Annotated in this window: 13 protein-coding genes; 10 read left to right on the forward strand and 3 right to left on the reverse strand. The window is 74.2% G+C overall.

Annotation, left to right across the window (positions count from 1 at the left end):
* Positions 1–77: 77 nt before the first annotated feature.
* Complete coding sequence (locus tag HUT19_RS23875) at positions 78–1,796, reverse strand: DUF5691 domain-containing protein (protein WP_176182417.1); 1,719 nt, start codon at positions 1,794–1,796, stop codon at positions 78–80.
* Positions 1,793–3,262: an SWIM zinc finger family protein gene (locus HUT19_RS23880; protein WP_176182418.1), complete on the reverse strand. Its 1,470-nt coding sequence runs from the start codon at positions 3,260–3,262 to the stop codon at positions 1,793–1,795. The genes HUT19_RS23875 and HUT19_RS23880 overlap by 4 nt, the downstream gene beginning before the upstream one ends.
* 150 nt (positions 3,263–3,412) lie before the next feature.
* Here HUT19_RS23880 and HUT19_RS23885 point away from each other — a divergent pair, with 150 nt between their 5' ends.
* From HUT19_RS23885 to HUT19_RS23920, 8 genes are all read left to right on the forward strand, one after another.
* Positions 3,413–4,606, forward strand: coding sequence for an AAA family ATPase (locus tag HUT19_RS23885; protein WP_176182419.1), 1,194 nt, complete (start codon positions 3,413–3,415; stop codon positions 4,604–4,606).
* Positions 4,603–7,113 carry a DUF5682 family protein gene (locus tag HUT19_RS23890; protein ID WP_254885745.1) on the forward strand — a complete coding sequence of 837 codons (2,511 nt, stop codon included), beginning with the start codon at positions 4,603–4,605 and terminating at the stop codon, positions 7,111–7,113. Before HUT19_RS23885 ends, HUT19_RS23890 begins: the two co-directional genes overlap by 4 nt.
* Positions 7,110–8,339 (forward strand): VWA domain-containing protein, encoded by a 1,230-nt coding sequence (locus tag HUT19_RS23895; protein WP_176182420.1) that lies wholly within the window; start codon positions 7,110–7,112, stop codon positions 8,337–8,339. Before HUT19_RS23890 ends, HUT19_RS23895 begins: the two co-directional genes overlap by 4 nt.
* Before the next feature lie 147 nt (positions 8,340–8,486).
* On the forward strand, positions 8,487–9,374 hold the full coding sequence (locus HUT19_RS23900; RefSeq protein ID WP_176182421.1) for a hypothetical protein: 888 nt from the start codon (positions 8,487–8,489) through the stop codon (positions 9,372–9,374).
* Positions 9,375–9,473: 99 nt separating this feature from the next.
* On the forward strand, positions 9,474–10,688 hold the full coding sequence (locus HUT19_RS23905; protein WP_176182422.1) for a hypothetical protein: 1,215 nt from the start codon (positions 9,474–9,476) through the stop codon (positions 10,686–10,688).
* Positions 10,689–11,120: 432 nt separating this feature from the next.
* The gene (sucC, locus tag HUT19_RS23910) at positions 11,121–12,293 is read left to right on the forward strand and encodes an ADP-forming succinate--CoA ligase subunit beta (RefSeq protein ID WP_176182423.1); all 1,173 of its coding nucleotides are present in this window, start codon (positions 11,121–11,123) and stop codon (positions 12,291–12,293) included.
* Positions 12,294–12,314: 21 nt separating this feature from the next.
* Positions 12,315–13,199: a succinate--CoA ligase subunit alpha gene (sucD, locus tag HUT19_RS23915; protein WP_176182424.1), complete on the forward strand. Its 885-nt coding sequence runs from the start codon at positions 12,315–12,317 to the stop codon at positions 13,197–13,199.
* A 187-nt stretch (positions 13,200–13,386) separates the two neighbouring features.
* Positions 13,387–15,468: a DUF6350 family protein gene (locus HUT19_RS23920; RefSeq protein WP_176182425.1), complete on the forward strand. Its 2,082-nt coding sequence runs from the start codon at positions 13,387–13,389 to the stop codon at positions 15,466–15,468.
* 62 nt (positions 15,469–15,530) lie between these two features.
* Here the strand turns inward: HUT19_RS23920 and HUT19_RS23925 are convergent, their stop codons facing one another.
* A complete protein-coding gene (locus HUT19_RS23925) occupies positions 15,531–16,532 on the reverse strand; it encodes a hypothetical protein (RefSeq protein ID WP_176182426.1) in 1,002 nt (333 codons plus the stop codon).
* A gap of 353 nt (positions 16,533–16,885) precedes the next feature.
* Between HUT19_RS23925 and purN the strand changes: the two genes are divergently transcribed.
* The gene (gene purN / locus HUT19_RS23930) at positions 16,886–17,533 is read left to right on the forward strand and encodes a phosphoribosylglycinamide formyltransferase (RefSeq protein WP_176182427.1); all 648 of its coding nucleotides are present in this window, start codon (positions 16,886–16,888) and stop codon (positions 17,531–17,533) included.
* The gene (gene purH / locus HUT19_RS23935; protein ID WP_176182428.1) at positions 17,530–19,095 is read left to right on the forward strand and encodes a bifunctional phosphoribosylaminoimidazolecarboxamide formyltransferase/IMP cyclohydrolase; all 1,566 of its coding nucleotides are present in this window, start codon (positions 17,530–17,532) and stop codon (positions 19,093–19,095) included. Before purN ends, purH begins: the two co-directional genes overlap by 4 nt.
* The last annotated feature ends 108 nt before the right edge of the window (positions 19,096–19,203 follow it).

The raw sequence follows: 19,203 nt of genomic DNA on the forward strand, positions 1-19,203 counted from the left end.
CCGTCCGATCACGGAACCTCCGCCGAGCCGATGGCCCGAAGACCGCGGTGGGCAACGACCTTGGCGCTGGGGTGCGTTCAGGGCGGGGTGAGCTCGGCTCGGATGGTCTCCCGCAGGCGCAGGGTCCCCACCAGCCGCTGGAACGCCTCCGACCAGTAGCCACCGGCGCCCGGCGCCGCGTCCTCGCCTTCGTCCGGTATCGCCGTGAGCACCTCCAGGCGGTCCGCCTGGCCCGGGTCCAGGCAGCGTTCGGCCAGGCCCATGACCCCGCTGAAGCTCCACGGATAGCTGCCCGCGTCCCGTGCGATGTCGAGCGCGTCCACCACGGCCCGGCCGAGCGGCTCGGCCCACGGCACCGCGCACACCCCGAGCAGCCGGAAGGCGTCGGACAGACCGTGGGAGGCGATGAACTCGGCGACCCATCCGGCCCGTTCCCCCGGCGGCAGCGCGGACAGCAGCTTCGCCGGGTCGCGCCAGGCGGCGGGGGCGGCGTCGCCCGAGGAGGGCGGCAGGGCCGGGGCGCCCAGCAGCGCACGGGACCACTCCGCGCTGCGCTGCCGTACGGCCGCCCGGCACCAGGCCGCGTGCAGATCCGCCTGCCAGCCGTCCGCCACCGGCAGCGCCACGATCTCGGCGGCGCCGAGCCCGCCGAACCACTCCGTCCAGCGGTCCAGCGGGGTCGCCTCCACCAGCTGACCCAGCCACCAGGAGCGCTCCCCGCGGCCCGAGGGCGGCTTGGGCACGATGCCGTCGCGCTGCATTGCGCTGTCGCACTCGGCCGGGGCCTCGACGGCGATCCGCCCGGCGGTGGTCAGGGACACACAGCCGCGGGACCGCTCGGCCATGCGCGCGGCCAGCAGGGAGCCGGGCAGGGCGGAGAGCAGTTCGGCCGCGGTCGCCCGGACGTTCCGGCTGCGGTCGGAGAGGGCCTGTTCGAGGAACGGCTCGTCGGAGGGGGAGAGATCGTCACGCAGCGAGTCCAGGAACATCAGCCGGTCCTCGGCCCGCTCCGTGGCCCAGGTGCCGCTGAGCAGCGCCAGCCCGGCCGCCGGATCGCGGTGACGGGCGGCGGAGAGCAGGGACACCCGTTCGGCGAACAGCCCCTCCTCCCACAGCCGCTGGGCGTCGGAACGGCCGTCGGCCCCCGGTGCGGCGGAGGGCGCGGTGGAAGGGCCGGCGGGCGGTGCGGCGGGGACGACGCCCTCCGGCGGCAGCGTGGCCCGGCCCGCCCCGCCGCGCAGCGCGAACTTCCACTCCGCGTTGAGCCGGGCCAGCCACAGCGCGCGCGGCCCGCCCAGGGTCAGCGCCTCGGGCCGCAGATCGGTACGGGCCCGGGCCGCGTCGAGCAGCGCCGGGAGCAGCGCGTCGGGCGCCCGATAGCCGTGGTGGTTGGCCAGGGCGAGCCACTGCGGCAGCAGCTCGGCGAGGTCGGGCGCCGAACGCGGGCTGCCGCGCCCGGCCGCCGAACGGCCGGCGAGCAGCATCGCCAGCCGGTGGCGGGCGGCCGACGGCAGCGCCGGGCGGGGGTCGGGCGGCGCCGGTGCGGGTGCGGGCCGTGCGGGTGCGGGCCGCAGCCCGGCCCGCCGCCGCACCGTGCTGAGCGCGGCGGCGTCCAGCAGCGCGGCGGCCGTGTCCTGCCCCGGCAGCGGGGTGACGGGCGGCGTACGGCGCTCGGTGCCGAGCAGCGCGGCGGCGACGAGGTCGTCCCAGGAGGCGCCGGAGGCCCTGGCGGTGGCCGTGCTCGTCGTCGTGGCCGTGGTTGCGGTCGCGGCAGGGGATGCGGTGCGGGGCGTCAACGTCGGCCTCCTTGTGCCGTGGTGGCGGTGAGCGGGACCGGCTCCGGGTCCCAGGTGGTGATCGGCGCGAAGCCGCGGTGGCCGCACTCCCCGAAGACGGTGATCGGGCCGCCGCCCGCTATCGCCAGCAGCTGCCACAGGTCGGTGCGCCCGGCGCAGCGCGGATCGACGGGCAGGGCGAGCCCGGTCCGTACGTCCGCCAACTGCCAGCCCTCGTCCCCCGTCCCCGGAACCGGGGTGACCCCGGACAGCACCACCGGCCAGCCCTCCAGCCAGGGGTCCTGCCCCAACGCCTCGCCGTACGCGGCGAGAGCCGCCGCCACATCGCCGCCGGGCGGCACCGCCACCGGCTCGGATTCCGCGGGCGGCGGGGCATGGCGCTCGGCGAGGGCCGCGCGGAGGGGACGGGTGGACGGGTAGTACACGAGGTCGGCGTCCAGCCGCAGCCCCGCGGGCAGGGCAGGCTCCGGGGAGTGACCGCCCGCGCCGAAGGACAGCAGCAGCGCCATCCGGCTCGTGCGCTCCCCGCGGATCCAGACGCGGCGGGTGGTCAACCGTCCGTCAAAGCTGTCCTGGCGGCCCAGGACCCACCACCGGTCCCGGACCGGCTCGGCGGAGGCCAGCAACTCGGCCACCGGCAGGGTGACCCCGATCCGCGCGCGGGTGGTGGCGGCCAGCTTCTCGGGGAGTGAGTCGATATGGAGGAAGCCTTGGTCAAGGAGATGCGCCAGCGCGCATTCCTCCAGCAGCCGCGCGGGCCACCCCGCCCCGGAGGAAGGGATGGCGGCCAGCTCCCGCACCCGTGCCTCCAGGCCCGGGGCCTGGGCGTCGACCATCCGGGCCGCCGTCTCCTCCCACGCCCCGTATCCGGCGCGGTCGGCGGCGGCGAGCCCGTCGCGCAGCAGATCGGCGAGGCGCCGCTCCAACTCCGAGGCCCCCGCGGCGATGCGCTGGGCGCGCCGCTCGGCGCGGCGCCGGGCGGCCGCCGGATCGGCGGTGCTGTTCGCGCCCCCGCTCTCCCCCTGAGCTCCGGCGCCCGCGCCCCCACGGGCCCCCGGCCCGGCATCGGCACGCCGCTCCGCCCGCTCCGCCGCGCGCTCCGCCGCCCGCTCGCGCCGCTCGCTCAGCCAGTCCCCGGCCCACTCCGGCGGCTCGCCACCCTCCGGCACCCGGCCGCCGCCCGACGCCCACAGCAGCAACAGCCCCAGCGCGTGCTTGCACGGGAACTTCCTGCTCGGACAGCTGCACTGGTATCCAGGCCCGTTGAGATCCACGACGGTCCGGTACGGCGTGCTGCCGCTGCCCGCGCACAGCCCCCACACGCCCTGGTCGCGCGCCCCCGCGCCCGACCACGGACCGGCCGCGGCCAGCTTGCCGCCCGCCGTGCGCGAAGCGGCGTCAGGAGCCAGGGCAAGCACCCGCTCCGCCGTCCAGCGTTCCCCCTGGCGTTCCCCCTGCGGATTCATGTCTCCGACCGTACGAGGGCCCACTGACAACTGCCGTGATCTGCGGCTTCGTTGGGGTCAGGGGGATTGTCAGTGGGGTGGTGCAGGGTGGAACACGCGTCCGGAACACGCGTCCGGAGACGGAGCGAGGAACGAGTCTGTGGGGGAGCTGTGACCGTCACTGTGTCCGGGACCGAAGCCACCGAATCCACCCGATCCACCCGATCCACCGAGGGGGCCGACGGCGCCGAGGGGTCCGTCGGGGCCAAGGGGTCCGTCGGGGCCGCGGATGTCCTTCGTCCGCACGCGGAGCACGCCTTCGCGGAGGAGCTGAGCGCGCTCGCCGCCGCCGACGACCGCCCCCGCCCGGAGCGTTGGCGGCTGTCCCCGTGGGCGGTGGCCACGTATCTGCTCGGCGACACCCTGCCGGACGGCACCGTGATCACACCCAAGTACGTGGGCCCGCGCCGCATCGTCGAGGTCGCCGTCACCACGCTCGCCACCGACCGCGCGCTGCTCCTGCTCGGCGTGCCCGGCACCGCCAAGACCTGGGTCTCGGAGCATCTGGCGGCGGCCGTCAGCGGGGATTCCACACTGCTGGTCCAGGGCACCGCGGGGACCCCCGAGGAGGCCATCCGCTACGGCTGGAACTACGCCCGGCTGCTGGCCCACGGCCCGAGCCGGGACGCGCTGGTGCCCAGCCCGGTGATGCGGGCCATGGCGGAGGGCATGACCGCGCGGGTGGAGGAGCTGACCCGTATCCCGGCCGATGTGCAGGACACGCTGATCACCGTGCTGTCGGAGAAGACGCTGCCGATCCCGGAGCTGGGGGAGGAGGTCCAGGCGGTCCGCGGCTTCAACGTCATCGCCACCGCCAACGACCGCGACCGCGGGGTCAACGAGCTGTCCAGCGCCCTGCGCCGCCGCTTCAACACGGTGGTGCTGCCGCTGCCGGCGACCCCGGAGGACGAGGTCGACATCGTGACGCGGCGCGTCGCCCAGATCGGCCGTTCGCTGGACCTCCCCGAGGTCCCGGAGGGCATCGACGAGATCCGCCGGGTGGTCACGGTCTTCCGCGAGCTGCGGCAGGGGGTGACGGCCGACGGCCGTACGAAGCTCAAGTCGCCCTCGGGGACGCTGTCCACGGCCGAGGCCATCTCGGTCGTCACCAACGGGCTCGCCCTCGCCGCCCACTTCGGCGACGGCGTGCTGCGCGCCGGTGATGTGGCCGCGGGCCTCCTGGGGGCCGTCGTCCGTGATCCGGCGGCCGACCGGGTCATCTGGCAGGAGTATCTGGAGGCGGTCGTCCGCGAGCGGGACGGCTGGAAGGACTTCTACCGCGCCTGCCGTGAGGTGAGCGCGTGACGGCCGGTACCGGCGGCGGGGTGGGGTGGCCGCTGCTCCTGGGGGTGCGGCATCACGGGCCCGGTTCGGCACGGGCGGTCAGGGCGGCGCTCTACGCGTACGAGCCCGGTGCGGTGCTGATCGAGGGTCCCCCGGAGGCGGACGCGATCGTCCGGCTCGCCGCCGACGAGGGCATGCGGCCGCCCGTCGCCCTGCTCGCCCATGCCGCGGACGACCCCGGGCGGGCGGGCTTCTGGCCGCTGGCCGGGTTCTCGCCGGAGTGGGCGGCGATCCAGTGGGCGCTGGCCCGCGATGTCCCCGTACGGTTCATCGACCTCCCGGCGGCGAACTCGCTGGCCATGGCGGCCAGGGAGCAGCCGGAGCCGCCACCGGGTCCACCGGGTCCACCGGGTCCGGATGAGCGGGCCGAGCGGGTACGTCTCGACCCGCTCGCGGCCCTCGCGGTGGCGGCCGGCTACGACGATCCGGAGCGCTGGTGGGAGGATGTCGTGGAGCACCGGGGCGGCGGATCCGGTCCGGGCCCGGACGCGTCCGTCGCCCCCGTCGCGCCGTTCGCCGCCGTCGGCGAGGCCATGGCCGCCCTCCGGGCCGAGTACGGCCACGGCGGCCATGAGGACGACGCGGTACGGGAGGCCCATATGCGGCTCCGACTGCGCGCCGCACGCCGGGAGTTCGGCGACGAGGTCGCCGTCGTCTGCGGCGCCTGGCATGTGCCCGCGCTCGCCGCGCGGACCGCGGCGACCGCCGACCGCACGCTCCTCAGGGGGCTGCCGAAGGTCAAGGCCGAGATCAGCTGGGTGCCGTGGACCCACCGCAGACTGGCCCGGCACAGTGGCTACGGCGCCGGGATCGCCTCCCCCGGCTGGTACAGCCACCTCTTCCACGCCCCCGACCGGCCGTTGGAGCGGTGGCTGGCCGAGGTCGCCCGGCTGCTGCGGGAGGAGGACGTGGCCGTCTCGTCCGCCCATGTCATCGAGGCGGTGCGGCTCGCCGAGACCCTCGCGGCCCTGCGCGGCCGTCCGCTCGCCGGGCTCGCGGAGACCATGGACGCCGTGCGGGCGGTGATGTGCGAGGGCTCCGAGGTGCCGCTCGCGCTGGTGCGGGACCGGCTGATCGTCGGGGACGCCCTCGGGGAGGTGCCCGACACGGCACCGGCCGTACCGCTGCAGCGCGACCTCACCCGGACCCAGCGGTCGCTGCGCCTCAAGCCCGAGGCCCGGGACCGCGAACTGGAGCTGGACCTGCGCAAGGAGAACGACGCCGCGCGCAGCCGTCTGCTGCACCGGCTGCGGCTGCTCGGCGTCGACTGGGGCACTCCGGCCGCCTCCCGCGGCAGCACCGGCACCTTCCGCGAGACCTGGCGGCTGCGCTGGGAGCCGGAGCTGGCGGTGCGGGTGGCCGAGGCGGGCGTCTGGGGCACCACCGTGCTGTCCGCTGCCACGGCCAAGGCGGAGTCGGACGCCGTCGGTGCCACGACGCTCGCCGAGGTCACCGAGCTGGCCGAGCGATGTCTGCTCGCCGCGCTCCCGGGCGCCCTGCCCGTGGTGATGCGCGCCCTCGCCGACCGCGCGGCGCTCGACACCGACGTCGGGCATCTCGCCCAGGCGCTGCCGTCGCTGGTGCGGTCGGTGCGCTACGGCGATGTGCGCGCCACCGACACCGCCGCCCTCACCGAGGTCGCCGCCGGGCTCGCCGAGCGCGTCCTCGTCGGTCTCCCACCCGCCTGCGTCGGCCTCGGCCCCGACGGCGCGGCCGAAATGCGCGCCCACCTGGAAGCCACCCACCGCGCGATCGCCCTCCTGACGGAGTCTGCCGGTGTTGTGGCACCGGGCCCGGCCGCACCGGCACCGTCGTCGGCGTCCGGCTCGGGACCGGGAAAGGCCCCGGAACCGGAGCCGGGGGCGGTCGGAGACGGCGGGTTGCGGGGGCGGTGGGCCGGGGTGTTGCGGGGGGTTGCCGGGCGGGACGGGGAGCCCGGCGTTCCCGGGGTGATCCGAGGGCGGGCCGCCCGGTTGCTGCTGGACGACGGGCGGCTCGCGGAGGACGAGGCGGCCCGGCTGATGGGGCTCGCCCTCTCGCCCGGCACCGCGCCGACCGAAGCCGCCGCCTGGACCGAGGGGTTCCTCGGCGGCGAGGCGGGCGGCGGGATGCTGCTCGTCCACGACGAGCGGCTGCTCGGTCTCGTCGACCGCTGGCTGACGGGCGTGCCCGCCGACGCGTTCACGGATGTGCTGCCGCTGCTGCGGCGCACCTTCTCCGCGTACGACGCGGGCGTCCGCCGCACCCTCGGCGAGCTGGTCCGCCGCGGTCCGGGCGGGGCGGACCAGAGCGTCACCGGCGGGCCACGTGGTCAGACCGCCCCCGCGGCACCCGGGTTCGGGCCCGGGCTGGACGCGGACCGCGCGGCGGCGGCCGAACCGACGGTGCGCCTCCTGCTCGGTCCCGGCCACGGCCACGCCGCCGTCCCCGTCCCTGACGACCACCACGCGCTGGAGGCAGCCGGATGAGCAGCCGTACACCCACCACCGACCACCACGAGCGGCTGCGGCGGTGGCGGCTGGTGCTGGGCGGACAGGGCGCCGACGGCACCGGCTGCTCGCTCAGCGGGGCCGACGCCGCCATGGACCGCACCCTCGAAGCGCTCTACGGAGCCGGGGGCGGGGGTGGCGAAGGCCCCGGCACCCCCGGCACCACCGGCGTCACCCCGCACGGCGGCGCCGCCGCGTCCGGTCCGCGCTCCGCCGGGCTCGGCGGCTCCGCGCCCCAAGTCGCCCGCTGGCTCGGCGACATCCGCCGGTACTTCCCCACCTCGGTGGTCCAGGTCATGCAGCGCGACGCGATCGACCGGCTCGGTCTTTCCGCGCTGCTGCTGGAGCCCGAGACGCTCGAGGCCGTCGAGGCGGACGTCCATCTCGTGGGCACCCTGCTCACCCTCAACAAGGCGATGCCGGAGACCACCAAGAACACCGCGCGGGCCGTCGTCCGCAAGGTCGTCGAAGACCTGGAGAAGCGGCTCGCCACCCGCACCCGCGCCACGCTCACCGGCGCCCTCGACCGCTCCGCCCGGATCAGCCGCCCGCGCCACCGGGACATCGACTGGGACCGCACCATCCGGGCCAACCTCGCCCACTACCTCCCCGAGCACCGGACGGTCGTCCCCGAGCGGCTGATCGGCTACGGACGCGCGGCGCGCGGGGCGAAGAAGGACGTCGTGCTCTGCGTCGACCAGTCCGGGTCGATGGCCGCGTCCGTCGTCTACGCCTCCGTCTTCGGCGCCGTGCTCGCCTCGATGCGTTCGCTCGCCACCCGGCTCGTCGTCTTCGACACCTCCGTCGTGGACCTCACCGACGAGCTCGACGACCCGGTGGACGTCCTCTTCGGCACCCGGCTCGGCGGTGGCACCGACATCAACCGGGCACTGGCGTACTGCCAGTCGCGGATCACCCGGCCCGCCGACACCGTCGTCGTGCTCATCAGCGACCTGCACGAGGGCGGGATCCGCGACGAGATGCTGGGGCGGGTCGCGGCGATGAAGGCGTCCGGAGTGCAGTTCGTGGCGCTGCTCGCGCTCTCCGACGAGGGGGCGCCGAGTTACGACCGTGAGCACGCGGCGGCGCTCGCCGCGCTCGGCGCACCCGCCTTCGCCTGCACCCCCGATCTCTTCCCGGAGGTGATGGCCGCGGCGATCGAGCGGCACCAACTGCCGATACCGGACATGGCGATGCATCAGTGACCAGGGGCTTGCGCCGCCCCCTGTCGGTCGTGCAAGGATCATCTCCGTCGCCCCGGACGTGAATCCGACCGTCCGGTTGGCAGGTTCGTCCTGTCCGTGCGTTTTTACGTTCCAGCATCACGTCTCGTATCCAGGGAAGGCCCGCTCTTGTCCGCTGTGTTCGCCCTGCCTGCCGCCGTGCGCCTGCCGCGCACCGTGGCCGCTCGGCGAGCGCTGCTGACGGCGTTCTTCCTCGGCGGCTTCCTGGCCCTGGCGTTCCTCTTCGGCGGCGGCGCTCACGCCGCCGAGCGGCCGGAAGCGGTCGCCACGGCCGGACAGGCCCAGGGCTCCAGCGAGTCCGGGCTGTTCGATCCGTCCCGGGCCGACACCGCCCGGGACCGGACCCAGCAGGCCGGGGAGCGCACCCGGGAGGCCGGGGAGCACACCCGGGCCGGGGCCGGCGAGGCGGCCGACACCACCCGGGACACGGTCTCCGAGGCCGTACGCCCCGTCCGGGAGCCGGTCGAGCGACAGGCTCGGAAGGTCACCGACCCGGTCGGTGACCTGGTGCGCAGCACCGGCGACAGCCTGCCCGTCGGCCTGCCCGACCTCGGCGTCGGCAGCTCCGGCGGCGCGGGCTCCGACGGCTCCGCACCGGGCCACGGCCCGGCCAAGGACCGTGCCGCGCAGGGCGGTTCCGCCCTTCCCGGCAACCAGTCCGCGCAGGTCACGGCCCCGGCGGGCCCCGTGGCGGCATCGTCCGTCACCACCCCGTCGCGCTCCGACGACGACGCCGGGCACGGCCCGGTCGTCCGGGCGGCCGTCGGCGCGGCCCAGGACGGTGGCGCCCCGGCGCCGCTGCCCCTTCCGCGGTCCCCCCTTGGGACCGTCCCCCAGTACTCCGGCGACAGCGGCGCTCCCCGTGGCGGGGACACCCATGCCGCTCTGCCGCCGTCCGACGCGAACCACTTCGGGCTGCGGCCCGGTGCGATCCGCGCGGAGAGCTCGGCGCCGACGCGCGAGCGGTTCAACGAAGTCCTCGAATTCCCCGGCTAGGGCAGACCTCCCCCCGTCTGCATGAGACCTGCCGCGCGGGGGCGGGTCAGGTCTGCCCGTCCGACAACCCCCTTGTGAATTCGAAGGACTTCCACTGCCATGCGCAACAACATCCGCCGTTCCATCCTCGTAGCCGCCGCTGCCACCGGCATCTGGGCCCTGGGCACCGCCGCCGCCAGCGCCGACGAGCTGCCCTCCGTTCCCTCCACCGACAGCGTCACCAGCACGGTGGACGGCGTCGGCAAGACCGCCCGGGACACCGCCTCGACCGCCAAGGTCACCGACACCGACAAGGTCACCGACACCGCGAAGACGACCGTGGGCGGTGCGACCTCGACGGTCACCGACACCGTCAAGGGCGGCGTCCCCGCCACCGACGGTCTGCCGGGCGTCCCGGACGTCTCCAAGACCGTGAAGGGTGCGACCGGCGGTGCCGCCGGTGACGCCAAGGCGGACAAGGTCGCCAAGAAGGCCGGCAAGGCCGTGAAGAAGGCCAAGAAGGCCACCGACCTCGACCTGCCCACCGGTGAGGTCTCCGGCGTGGTGCCGGACATCCCGGTCCTCGGCTCGCTGCCGACCGTCCCCGACACCTCCGCGCTTCCCGCCGCGGGCTCCGTGCCGTCCGTCGACGGCGCCGTCCCGGCCGAGCTGCCCACCAAGCTCCCCGCCACCCCGAAGCTGCCCACCGTCCCCGGCTCGGCCGACGAGCTGCTGGGTGCCCTCTCCGGCGCGGGCGTCCGTCCCGAGCAGCTGACCGGCAAGGCCCAGGCCGCCGCCGACGCCGCACGGCCGACCGTCGACGGTGCCGCCGCCGACGTGCTGCCCCCCGCCGCGCACCGCATCGTGGTCAAGGTCGTCCCGGTCGCGCAGCTCGCCGCCGGTGACGCCGGTGTGCTGGCCGGTGACGCGGTGGACCACGCCACCCCGTACGCGGGCTACGTGACCGGCAGCGCCCAGGGCCACGCGCTCGGCACCGCCTCCAACGTCGTTCCGTTCGCGCAGGACACCGCGGCCGGTGCCGTCCCGGTGGCCAAGAGCGTGGTGGTCACCACCGTTCCGTTCGCGCGGGACCTGGCCACCAGCACGGTGCCGTTCGCCCAGGACCTGGGTACCTCGGTGGCCGCCGACGCGCAGGTCACCGCGGGCAACGCCACGGATGGTGCGAAGAGCCTGCTCCCGGCGGTGCCGACCGACCTGACGGACGCCGCGAACATCCCGGCCCTCCCGGTCCTGCCGACCGTTCCGGCCGACGTCCCGACGGTCCCGGCGGAGCTGCCGACCGTTCCGGCCGAGCTGCCGACCGTCCCGGCGTAGCTGCCGACCGTTCCGGCCGAGCTGCCCACCCTTCCGGCCGAGCTTCCGGCCGTCTGATCATCCGCGTGGCCATCGGGCCGTACGCATAGCTGTGCCGAACGGCAGTCCTCTTTGGGGAGGGGACTGTCGCTGACCGGGCGGCCCTCTTTGGGGAGGGGGCTGCCCGGTCGCGGCGTTTCCGGCGGCACAACGGCGCCGGGCGAGGCACCATCGACATAGATACCCATGGCAGCGATCTGTGACCGTAATCACCGCTCCAGTGTGATCTGCGATTTAGGGTCATCCGGTCCACGGGGATAACCTGCGTGGCGGACATGCCGCGTACCCGGCGCACGTGTGCCGCCCTCGTCAAAGATCGCGTCCTCACGCTGCCACCGCGGCACGCCCGCGCAGACAACGACCGCGATATCCATGGAAAAGGGACGGACGCGCGTGGACCTGTTCGAGTACCAGGCGAGGGACCTCTTCGCCAAGCACGGTGTACCGGTGCTGGCCGGTGAAGTCATCGACACGCCTGAGGCGGCGCGCGAGGTGGCCGAGCGACTGGGCGGCCGTGCGGTCGTCAAGGCGCAGGTCAAGGTCGGTGGCCGCGGTAAGGCCGGCGGCGTCAAGCTGGCCTCCGACCCGGCCGACGCCGTGGAGAAGGCGACCCAGATCCTGGGCATGGACATCAAGGGCCACACGGTCCACAAGGTGATGCTCGCCCAGACCGCGGACATCAAGGAGGAGTACTACGTCTCCTTCCTGCTGGACCGCACCAACCGCACCTTCCTCGCCATGGCCTCCGTCGAGGGCGGCGTGGAGATCGAGGTCGTCGCGGAGCAGAACCCCGAGGCGCTCGCCAAGATCGCGGTGGACGCCATCGAGGGTGTGACCGCCGAGAAGGCCGCCGAGATCGTCGCCGCCGCGAAGTTCCCGGCCGAGATCGCGGACCAGGTCGCGGAGGTCCTCCAGCAGCTGTGGACCGTCTTCATCAAGGAAGACGCCCTGCTCGTCGAGGTGAACCCGCTGGTCAAGACAGGCGACGGCCAGATCATCGCGCTGGACGGCAAGGTCTCCCTGGACGAGAACGCCGCCTTCCGCCAGCCGGAGCACGAGGCGCTCGAGGACAAGGCCGCGGCCAACCCCCTCGAGGCGGCCGCCAAGGCCAAGGGCCTCAACTACGTCAAGCTCGACGGTGAGGTCGGCATCATCGGCAACGGCGCGGGTCTGGTCATGTCGACCCTCGACGTCGTCGCCTACGCCGGTGAGAACCACGGCGGTGTGAAGCCCGCCAACTTCCTCGACATCGGTGGTGGCGCCTCCGCCGAGGTGATGGCGAACGGTCTCGAGATCATCCTCGGCGACCCGGACGTCAAGTCGGTCTTCGTCAACGTCTTCGGTGGCATCACCGCCTGCGACGCCGTGGCCAACGGCATCGTCCAGGCCCTGGAGCTGCTGAAGTCCAAGGGCGAGGACGTCACCAAGCCGCTGGTCGTGCGCCTCGACGGCAACAACGCGGAGCTGGGTCGCAAGATCCTCACCGACGCCAACCACCCGCTGGTGCAGCAGGTGGACACCATGGACGGCGCGGCCGAGCGTGCCGCCGAGCTGGCTGCGAAGTAAGGGACGAGGTCACCAGAAACCATGGCTATCTTCCTCACCAAGGAAAGCAAGGTCATCGTCCAGGGGATGACCGGGTCCGAGGGTCAGAAGCACACCCGTCGGATGCTTGCCTCGGGCACCAACATCGTCGGTGGCGTGAACCCGCGCAAGGCCGGCACCACCGTTGACTTCGACGGCAACGAGGTCCCGGTCTTCGGCTCCGTCAAGGAGGCCATCGACGCCACCGGCGCCGATGTCACGGTCATCTTCGTCCCGGAGAAGTTCACCAAGGACGCGGTCATCGAGGCGATCGACGCCGAGATCCCGCTCGCCGTCGTGATCACCGAGGGCATCGCCGTCCATGACTCGGCCAACTTCTGGGCCTACGCGGGCAAGAAGGGCAACAAGACCCGCATCATCGGCCCGAACTGCCCGGGTCTGATCACGCCGGGTCAGTCGAACGCGGGCATCATCCCGGCCGACATCACCAAGCCCGGCCGGATCGGTCTGGTGTCGAAGTCCGGCACCCTGACCTACCAGATGATGTACGAGCTGCGGGACATCGGCTTCTCGTCCTGCGTCGGCATCGGCGGCGACCCGATCATCGGCACCACCCACATCGACGCCCTGGCCGCCTTCGAGGCCGACCCCGACACCGACCTGATCGTGATGATCGGTGAGATCGGCGGCGACGCCGAGGAGCGGGCCGCGGACTTCATCAAGGCCAACGTCACCAAGCCGGTCGTCGGCTATGTGGCGGGTTTCACCGCCCCCGAGGGCAAGACCATGGGCCACGCGGGTGCGATCGTGTCCGGTTCCTCCGGCACCGCGCAGGCGAAGAAGGAGGCCCTGGAGGCCGCGGGCGTGAAGGTCGGCAAGACCCCGTCCGAGACCGCCCGCCTCGCGCGCGCCGCGCTGGCCGGCTGACGCCGACCCGGCGCCGGTTCCACGGCTCGAGGGCGCGGGTCCGCACCACTCATGGGTGGTGCGGACCCGCGCCTTTTCGCCTTCTGGCCTACAAGCGAATAAAAGACGCATAAGCGGACTAAGTGCGACACGGCGACCAATCGCTTGATGTAGGGATGAAACGGCTGTTATTGGCAGCATGGTCGTCGTGACCCAGACGACCACCGATCGCAGCCCGACGTTGTCCTCACGCGGCCGTGCCGCGCTCCAGAGTCCCTCCGCCCGGGAGGCGTTCCTCGGCGGTGTGGTCGCCGCGGGGCTCGGCCTGGGTGTGCTCTCCGTCGCCGTACTCCTGTTGTGGATCACCTCCCCGTCCCCGGAGACCAGCCCTGACGGGGCCCTGCACGTCGCCGCCGACCTGTGGCTGCTCGGCCACGGCTCGGAACTCGTGCGCACCGAGTCGCTCTCCGGGCACTCGATGCCCGTCGGACTGCTCCCGCTGCTGATCGGCCTGGTGCCGTGCTGGCTGCTCTACCGGGCCGCACAGCACGCCGTCTACCGGCAGGAGACCGCCGAGGACGACGGGGAGTGGGTGCCCGGGTCGTCCGCCGTGGATCCGTACACCGCCTTCGGGTGGGTGACCGGCGGCTATCTGCTGGTGGGCGTGGCGACCGTGCTCTACGCCTCGTCCGGCCCGCTGCACGTCAACGTGGTCAGTGCCCTGCTGCATCTGCCGGTGGCCGTCGCGTCCGTCGCGGTCCTCGGGGTGTGGGTGGCCGACGGGCGGTTCCCGGTACGGTTCCCGGCCCGGCTGAAGGCCCCGCTCCGCCGGATCCGGGGCGCCGACAAGGCTGTTCGCGCCCTGGTCTGGGTGCGCGGGCGGAGCTGGTGCCGACGCCGTCCGCTGATCGCCGCCCTCCGGGCCGGGGCGAGCGCCCTGGTGGTGCTGCTGGGCTGTGGCGCGCTGCTCACCGCCACCTCGATGCTCAGCCACTCCGGCGCGGCCCAGTTGGCGTTCCTCCAGCTCAGCGATGTGTGGTCGGGGCGGTTCGCGGTACTGGTGGTGAGCCTGGCACTGCTGCCGAACGCGATCGTCTGGGGCGCCGCCTACGGGGTCGGCGCCGGATTCGCGGCCGGCGGGGGCAGCGTGATCGCCCCGCTCGGTGTCACCTCGACCCCCAAGCTGCCGGACCTCCCCCTGGTCGCCGCGCTGCCCGACGCCGGATCGGGAGTGCCGCTGGTCTGGCTGACCGGTATCGCGGCGGGGATGTCACTGGCCCTCTTCACCGGGATCGCGGCGGCACGGCGGCTGGGCCGCGGTGACCGGCCCTCCTGGACCCTGATCGAGACCACGATGCTGGCCGTGCTGGCGGCGCTGGGCTGCTCCGCCGCGATGGCGCTGCTGGCGGCCGTCTCGGGCGGCTCGCTGGGCGTGGGCATCCTCTCCGACCTGGGCCCGAGCTGGTGGCGTACGGGTGGGGCCACCCTCGGCTGGACGGCGCTGATCGGAGTGCCGGGAGCGGTGGTGGTGCGCTGGGTCCGGCTGTACGTCCCGACCCGGTCGACCTGGGACGAGTGGAAGGCGGCCCGGGTGGCGAGCGCGGAGCTGCGTGCGCGGAAGCGCCAGGCACGCGCCTCGGAACGGATCGCCCGGAAGGCCGAGCGGGAGGCGGTGCACGCGGAGGCGGTGGCGAAGGCGGCGGGGCGGCCGAAGCCCGCGTTGCCCATGGAGGACGTCGATCTGCGCAAGGCCATGTCCGAGCCGTGGTGGCAGTGGCTCCGGCCGCGTACGCGCACCGCGGAGGGCGGAAAGCGGAAGCGCGGGGCGCACCGCCGGGGCGCGGGTACGGGCGTGGACACGGGTACGGACGCCCCCCGGGACACCGCCGGAGCCGGGTCAGAACCGGTGAACGGGATCGGCCGCCCCGCCGGTCCGAACGGCGCTGCGGGCGCGCAGGGTTTGACCGGCACGAGCAGCACGGATGGCGTTCCCGGCGGGAAGGGCGCTCCTGGCGTGAACGGCGGCGCGGAGGCCGACCGTCCGGCGGTGGCGCAGCCCGCCCTCGGCACCGCACCGCATCCACGGCGTCGGCTGACCTCCTGGTTCAAGCCCATCGCGTCCGTGGCGGCCGAGCGGTCCACCGCACCGGCCGAGTCGGGTGCGTCCGGCAGCTCCGGGAGCGAGTCGGCGGTGTCCGCGGAGTCCTCGTCCGGCGGCGACGTACGCCCCGCGGCGGCCAAGGAGGACAGCGGCGCCCCCGGAACGCCGAGCGGCGCCCGGGACGCGTAGGAGCGTCGGACGCACCACGGCCCGGCAGGCGCACAGCGCGCCTGCCGGGCCGTGTCGTGCGGTCAGTCCTCGGTGCTGAGCAGCGGCCTCAGTTGCTCGGGCAGCAGGCTCTCGCACTGCTGCCGGGCGGTCTGGGTCAGCGCGTCGTCCACACAGGTGTAGTAGTCCTTGTAGACGAACTGGATGCTGAAGGTCGCGGCCACTATGGCGAGCGCGAGCGCACCCGTCACCACGCCGCTGATCGCCGCCGTGGACTGCGGCTTGGATCCGGTGGAGCCGGGCGCGGGCAGCCGGGCCGGAGTGGCGCCCGGCGGCGGGGGCGGCGCGTTCAGCGCGGCCTGCGCGGGCGCCGGGGACGGTGCCGGACGGCGCGGCTTGGCCCGCAGCGCGCTGATGCCCCAGTACAGGGCCAGCGCACCGAGCAGCAGCGCGATCTGCGGCAGGCTGAACAGCGCGAAGAAGAATCCCCACATGCCCGAGAGCAGGGCGTAGCGGGCGCGGCGCTGGGCCGGGTCGGTGGGGTCCCAGCGCGGGCCGCTCTGGCCGGTGGGGCCGTTCGGGCGGTTGGCGCCGGGGAGGCTGCCGAAGCCGCCGCCGCTCTGGCGGCCGGGCTGGCGGCTGCTCCACTGGCTGCCCCACGCCGGGGGCCGCTGTCCCTCCGGGCCGCCGTCCTGCCCGTCCTGGCCGTTCTGGCCGTCCTGGCCGTTCTGGCCACCGTGGCCGTTCTGGCCACCGTGGCCGTCCTGGCCACCGTGGCCGTCCTGCCCGTTCTGGCCATCGTGGCCGTTCTGGCCCTCGGAGCCGCTGCCGCCGGCCGAGTGGTGGCGGGGCTGCCAGGGCTGGTCCGGCCTGCCCTCCGGCGGTGGGGCGAACGGGTTGTCCTCCGGCCCTCCGCCGCGCTGGCCACCGGACGGCGCGCCGGGGGACGGGGCTCCCCGGGAACCGCCCGGGGCGGCCCCGGGAGCGCCCTCGGACGCGCCGGGGGAGGAGGGCGAGGACGAGGAGGACGGCGACTGCCGCTCATGCATCAGCGGCGTCGCACGCGACGTGCGGGCGTGGCTCATCGCCGCCCCCCGGTCGAGGCGGGAGTCGGAGTGAGGCGTTGAGCCGCGCGGCGGCGTCGGTCCGGCATCTGGAGTGTGTCTTCCCCTTGTGTCGTCGTCCCGCACACCGGGCCCGCGGTCGGCTGGTGCCGGGCGGCTCGGCGGCGCGGGCGCGAGGGTCGTTCCCACGGCGTCGGTTGGATTCGCAGTCCAGACGCTACCTCCCGTGCCCGCCCCCGTCCCCCGGGGGCCGCTTCGTGTGCCGGTATCGTTGCTGACGGTCGGCGGCTTCGTAGAGTTCCCCCGAATTCATGAGTCCGCGGCCTTGTACGACCACACACATGGCAGCACCGCCCGCGAGAAGGATCCCCGCCGTGGCCTCCCCGCCTTCCTCCGCCCGCCCCGGGCGCCCCGCCCGCCTCGTCGTTCTCGTCTCCGGTTCCGGTACGAACCTCCAGGCGCTGCTCGACGCCATCGCCGCGGAGGGGGTGGCCGCCTACGGCGCCGAGGTGGTCGCCGTCGGTGCCGACCGCGACGGCATCGAGGGGCTGGAGCGCGCCGAGCGTGCCGGGATCCCCACCTTTGTCTGCCGGGTCAAGGACCACGGCAGCCGCGCCGAGTGGGACGCCGCGCTGGCCGAGGCGACCGCCGGGTACCAGCCCGACCTCGTCGTCTCGGCCGGGTTCATGAAGATCCTGGGCGAGGAGTTCCTCGCCCGCTTCGGCGGCCGCTGCGTCAACACCCACCCCGCGCTGCTGCCCAGCTTTCCCGGTGCCCACGGCGTACGCGACGCCCTCGCGCACGGTGTGCGGGTGACCGGCTGCACCGTCCACTTCGTCGACGACGGCGTCGACACCGGCCCGATCATCGCCCAGGGCACGGTCGAGGTCCGGGACGAGGACGACGAGTCCGCTCTGCACGAGCGGATCAAGGAAGTCGAGCGTTCGCTGCTCGTCGAGGTCGTGGGGCGTCTGGCGCGTCACGGCTACCGCATTGAGGGACGAAAGGTAAGGATCCCGTGACCGCCGAAGGTACGAAGCGGCCCATCCGCCGCGCGCTGGTGAGCGTCTACGACAAGACGGGGCTCGAGGAGCTGGCCCGCGGGCTGCACACGGCGGGTGTCCAGCTCGTCTCCACCGGCTCGACGGCCGCGAAGATCGCCGCCGCGGGTGTCCCGGTCACCAAGGTCGAGGAGCTGACCGGCTTCCCCGAGTGTCTCGACGGCCGCGTCAAGACCCTGCATCCGCGGGTCCACGCGGGCATCCTCGCCGACCAGCGCCTGGACGCGCACCGCGAGCAGCTGGCCGAGCTGGGCGTCGAGCCGTTCGAGCTGGTGATCGTCAACCTCTACCCGTTCCGCGAGACCGTCGCCTCGGGCGCCTCGCCCGACGAGTGCGTCGAGCAGATCGACATCGGTGGGCCGTCCATGGTGCGCGCCGCCGCCAAGAACCACCCGTCCGTGGCCGTGGTCGTCAACCCCGCGGCCTACGACGACGTGCTGAAGGCCGTCGCCGACGGCGGCTTCGACCTCGAGCGGCGCAAGCGGCTGGCGGCCGAGGCGTTCCAGCACACCGCGGCGTACGACGTGGCGGTGGCGAACTGGTTCGCCCAGGGCTACGCCGCCGCCGACGACTCCGGCTTCCCCGAGTTCCTGGGCGCCACCGTCACCCGCGCCAATGTGCTGCGCTACGGCGAGAACCCGCACCAGGCCGCCGCGCTCTACTCCGACGGCTCCGGCAAGGGCCTGGCGCACGCGGAGCAGCTGCACGGCAAGGAGATGTCGTACAACAACTACGTCGACACCGAGGCCGCCCGGCGCGCCGCCCACGACCACGCCGCGCCGTGCGTCGCGATCATCAAGCACGCCAACCCCTGCGGGATCGCGGTCGGCGCGGATGTCGCCGAGGCGCACCGCAAGGCGCACGCCTGTGACCCGCTGTCGGCCTTCGGCGGGGTCATCGCCGTCAACCGGCCGGTGTCGGTCGCGATGGCCGAGCAGGTCGCCGAAATCTTCACCGAGGTCATCGTGGCGCCGGACTACGAGGACGGCGCGGTCGAGGTGCTGGCCCGGAAGAAGAACATCCGCGTGCTGCGTTGCGCCGACGCCCCCGAGGCGACCGTCGAGGAGCGTCCGATCGAGGGCGGTGCGCTGGTCCAGGCCAAGGACCGGTTCCAGGCCGAGGGCGACGATCCGGCGAACTGGACCCTGGCCACCGGGGAGGCGCTGGACGCCGACGGCATCGCCGAGCTGTCCTTCGCCTGGCGCGCCTGCCGCGCGGTGAAGTCCAACGCGATCCTGCTGGCCAAGGACGGCGCCACGGTCGGCGTCGGCATGGGACAGGTCAACCGCGTCGACTCGGCGAAGCTGGCCGTGGAGCGGGCGGGCGAGGAGCGGGCGAGCGGTGCGTACGCCGCCTCGGACGCCTTCTTCCCCTTCCCGGACGGCTTCGAGGTGCTGGCCCGCGCCGGGGTCCGGGCCGTGGTGCAGCCGGGCGGCTCGGTCCGTGACGAGCTGGTGGTGGAGGCCGCGCGCGAGGCGGGCGTGACCATGTACTTCACCGGTACGCGCCACTTCTTCCACTGAGCGTCCCCGCGCCGTGAACGCCATAGGCGTGACCGCCATGAGGCGGTGAACGTCACAAGGCCGCACCCCCGGGCCCGGGGGTGCGGCCTTCGCGCGGCCCCGACCGTA

The sequence above is a fragment of the Streptomyces sp. NA02950 genome, from assembly GCF_013364155.1.
GTDB lineage: Bacteria > Actinomycetota > Actinomycetes > Streptomycetales > Streptomycetaceae > Streptomyces.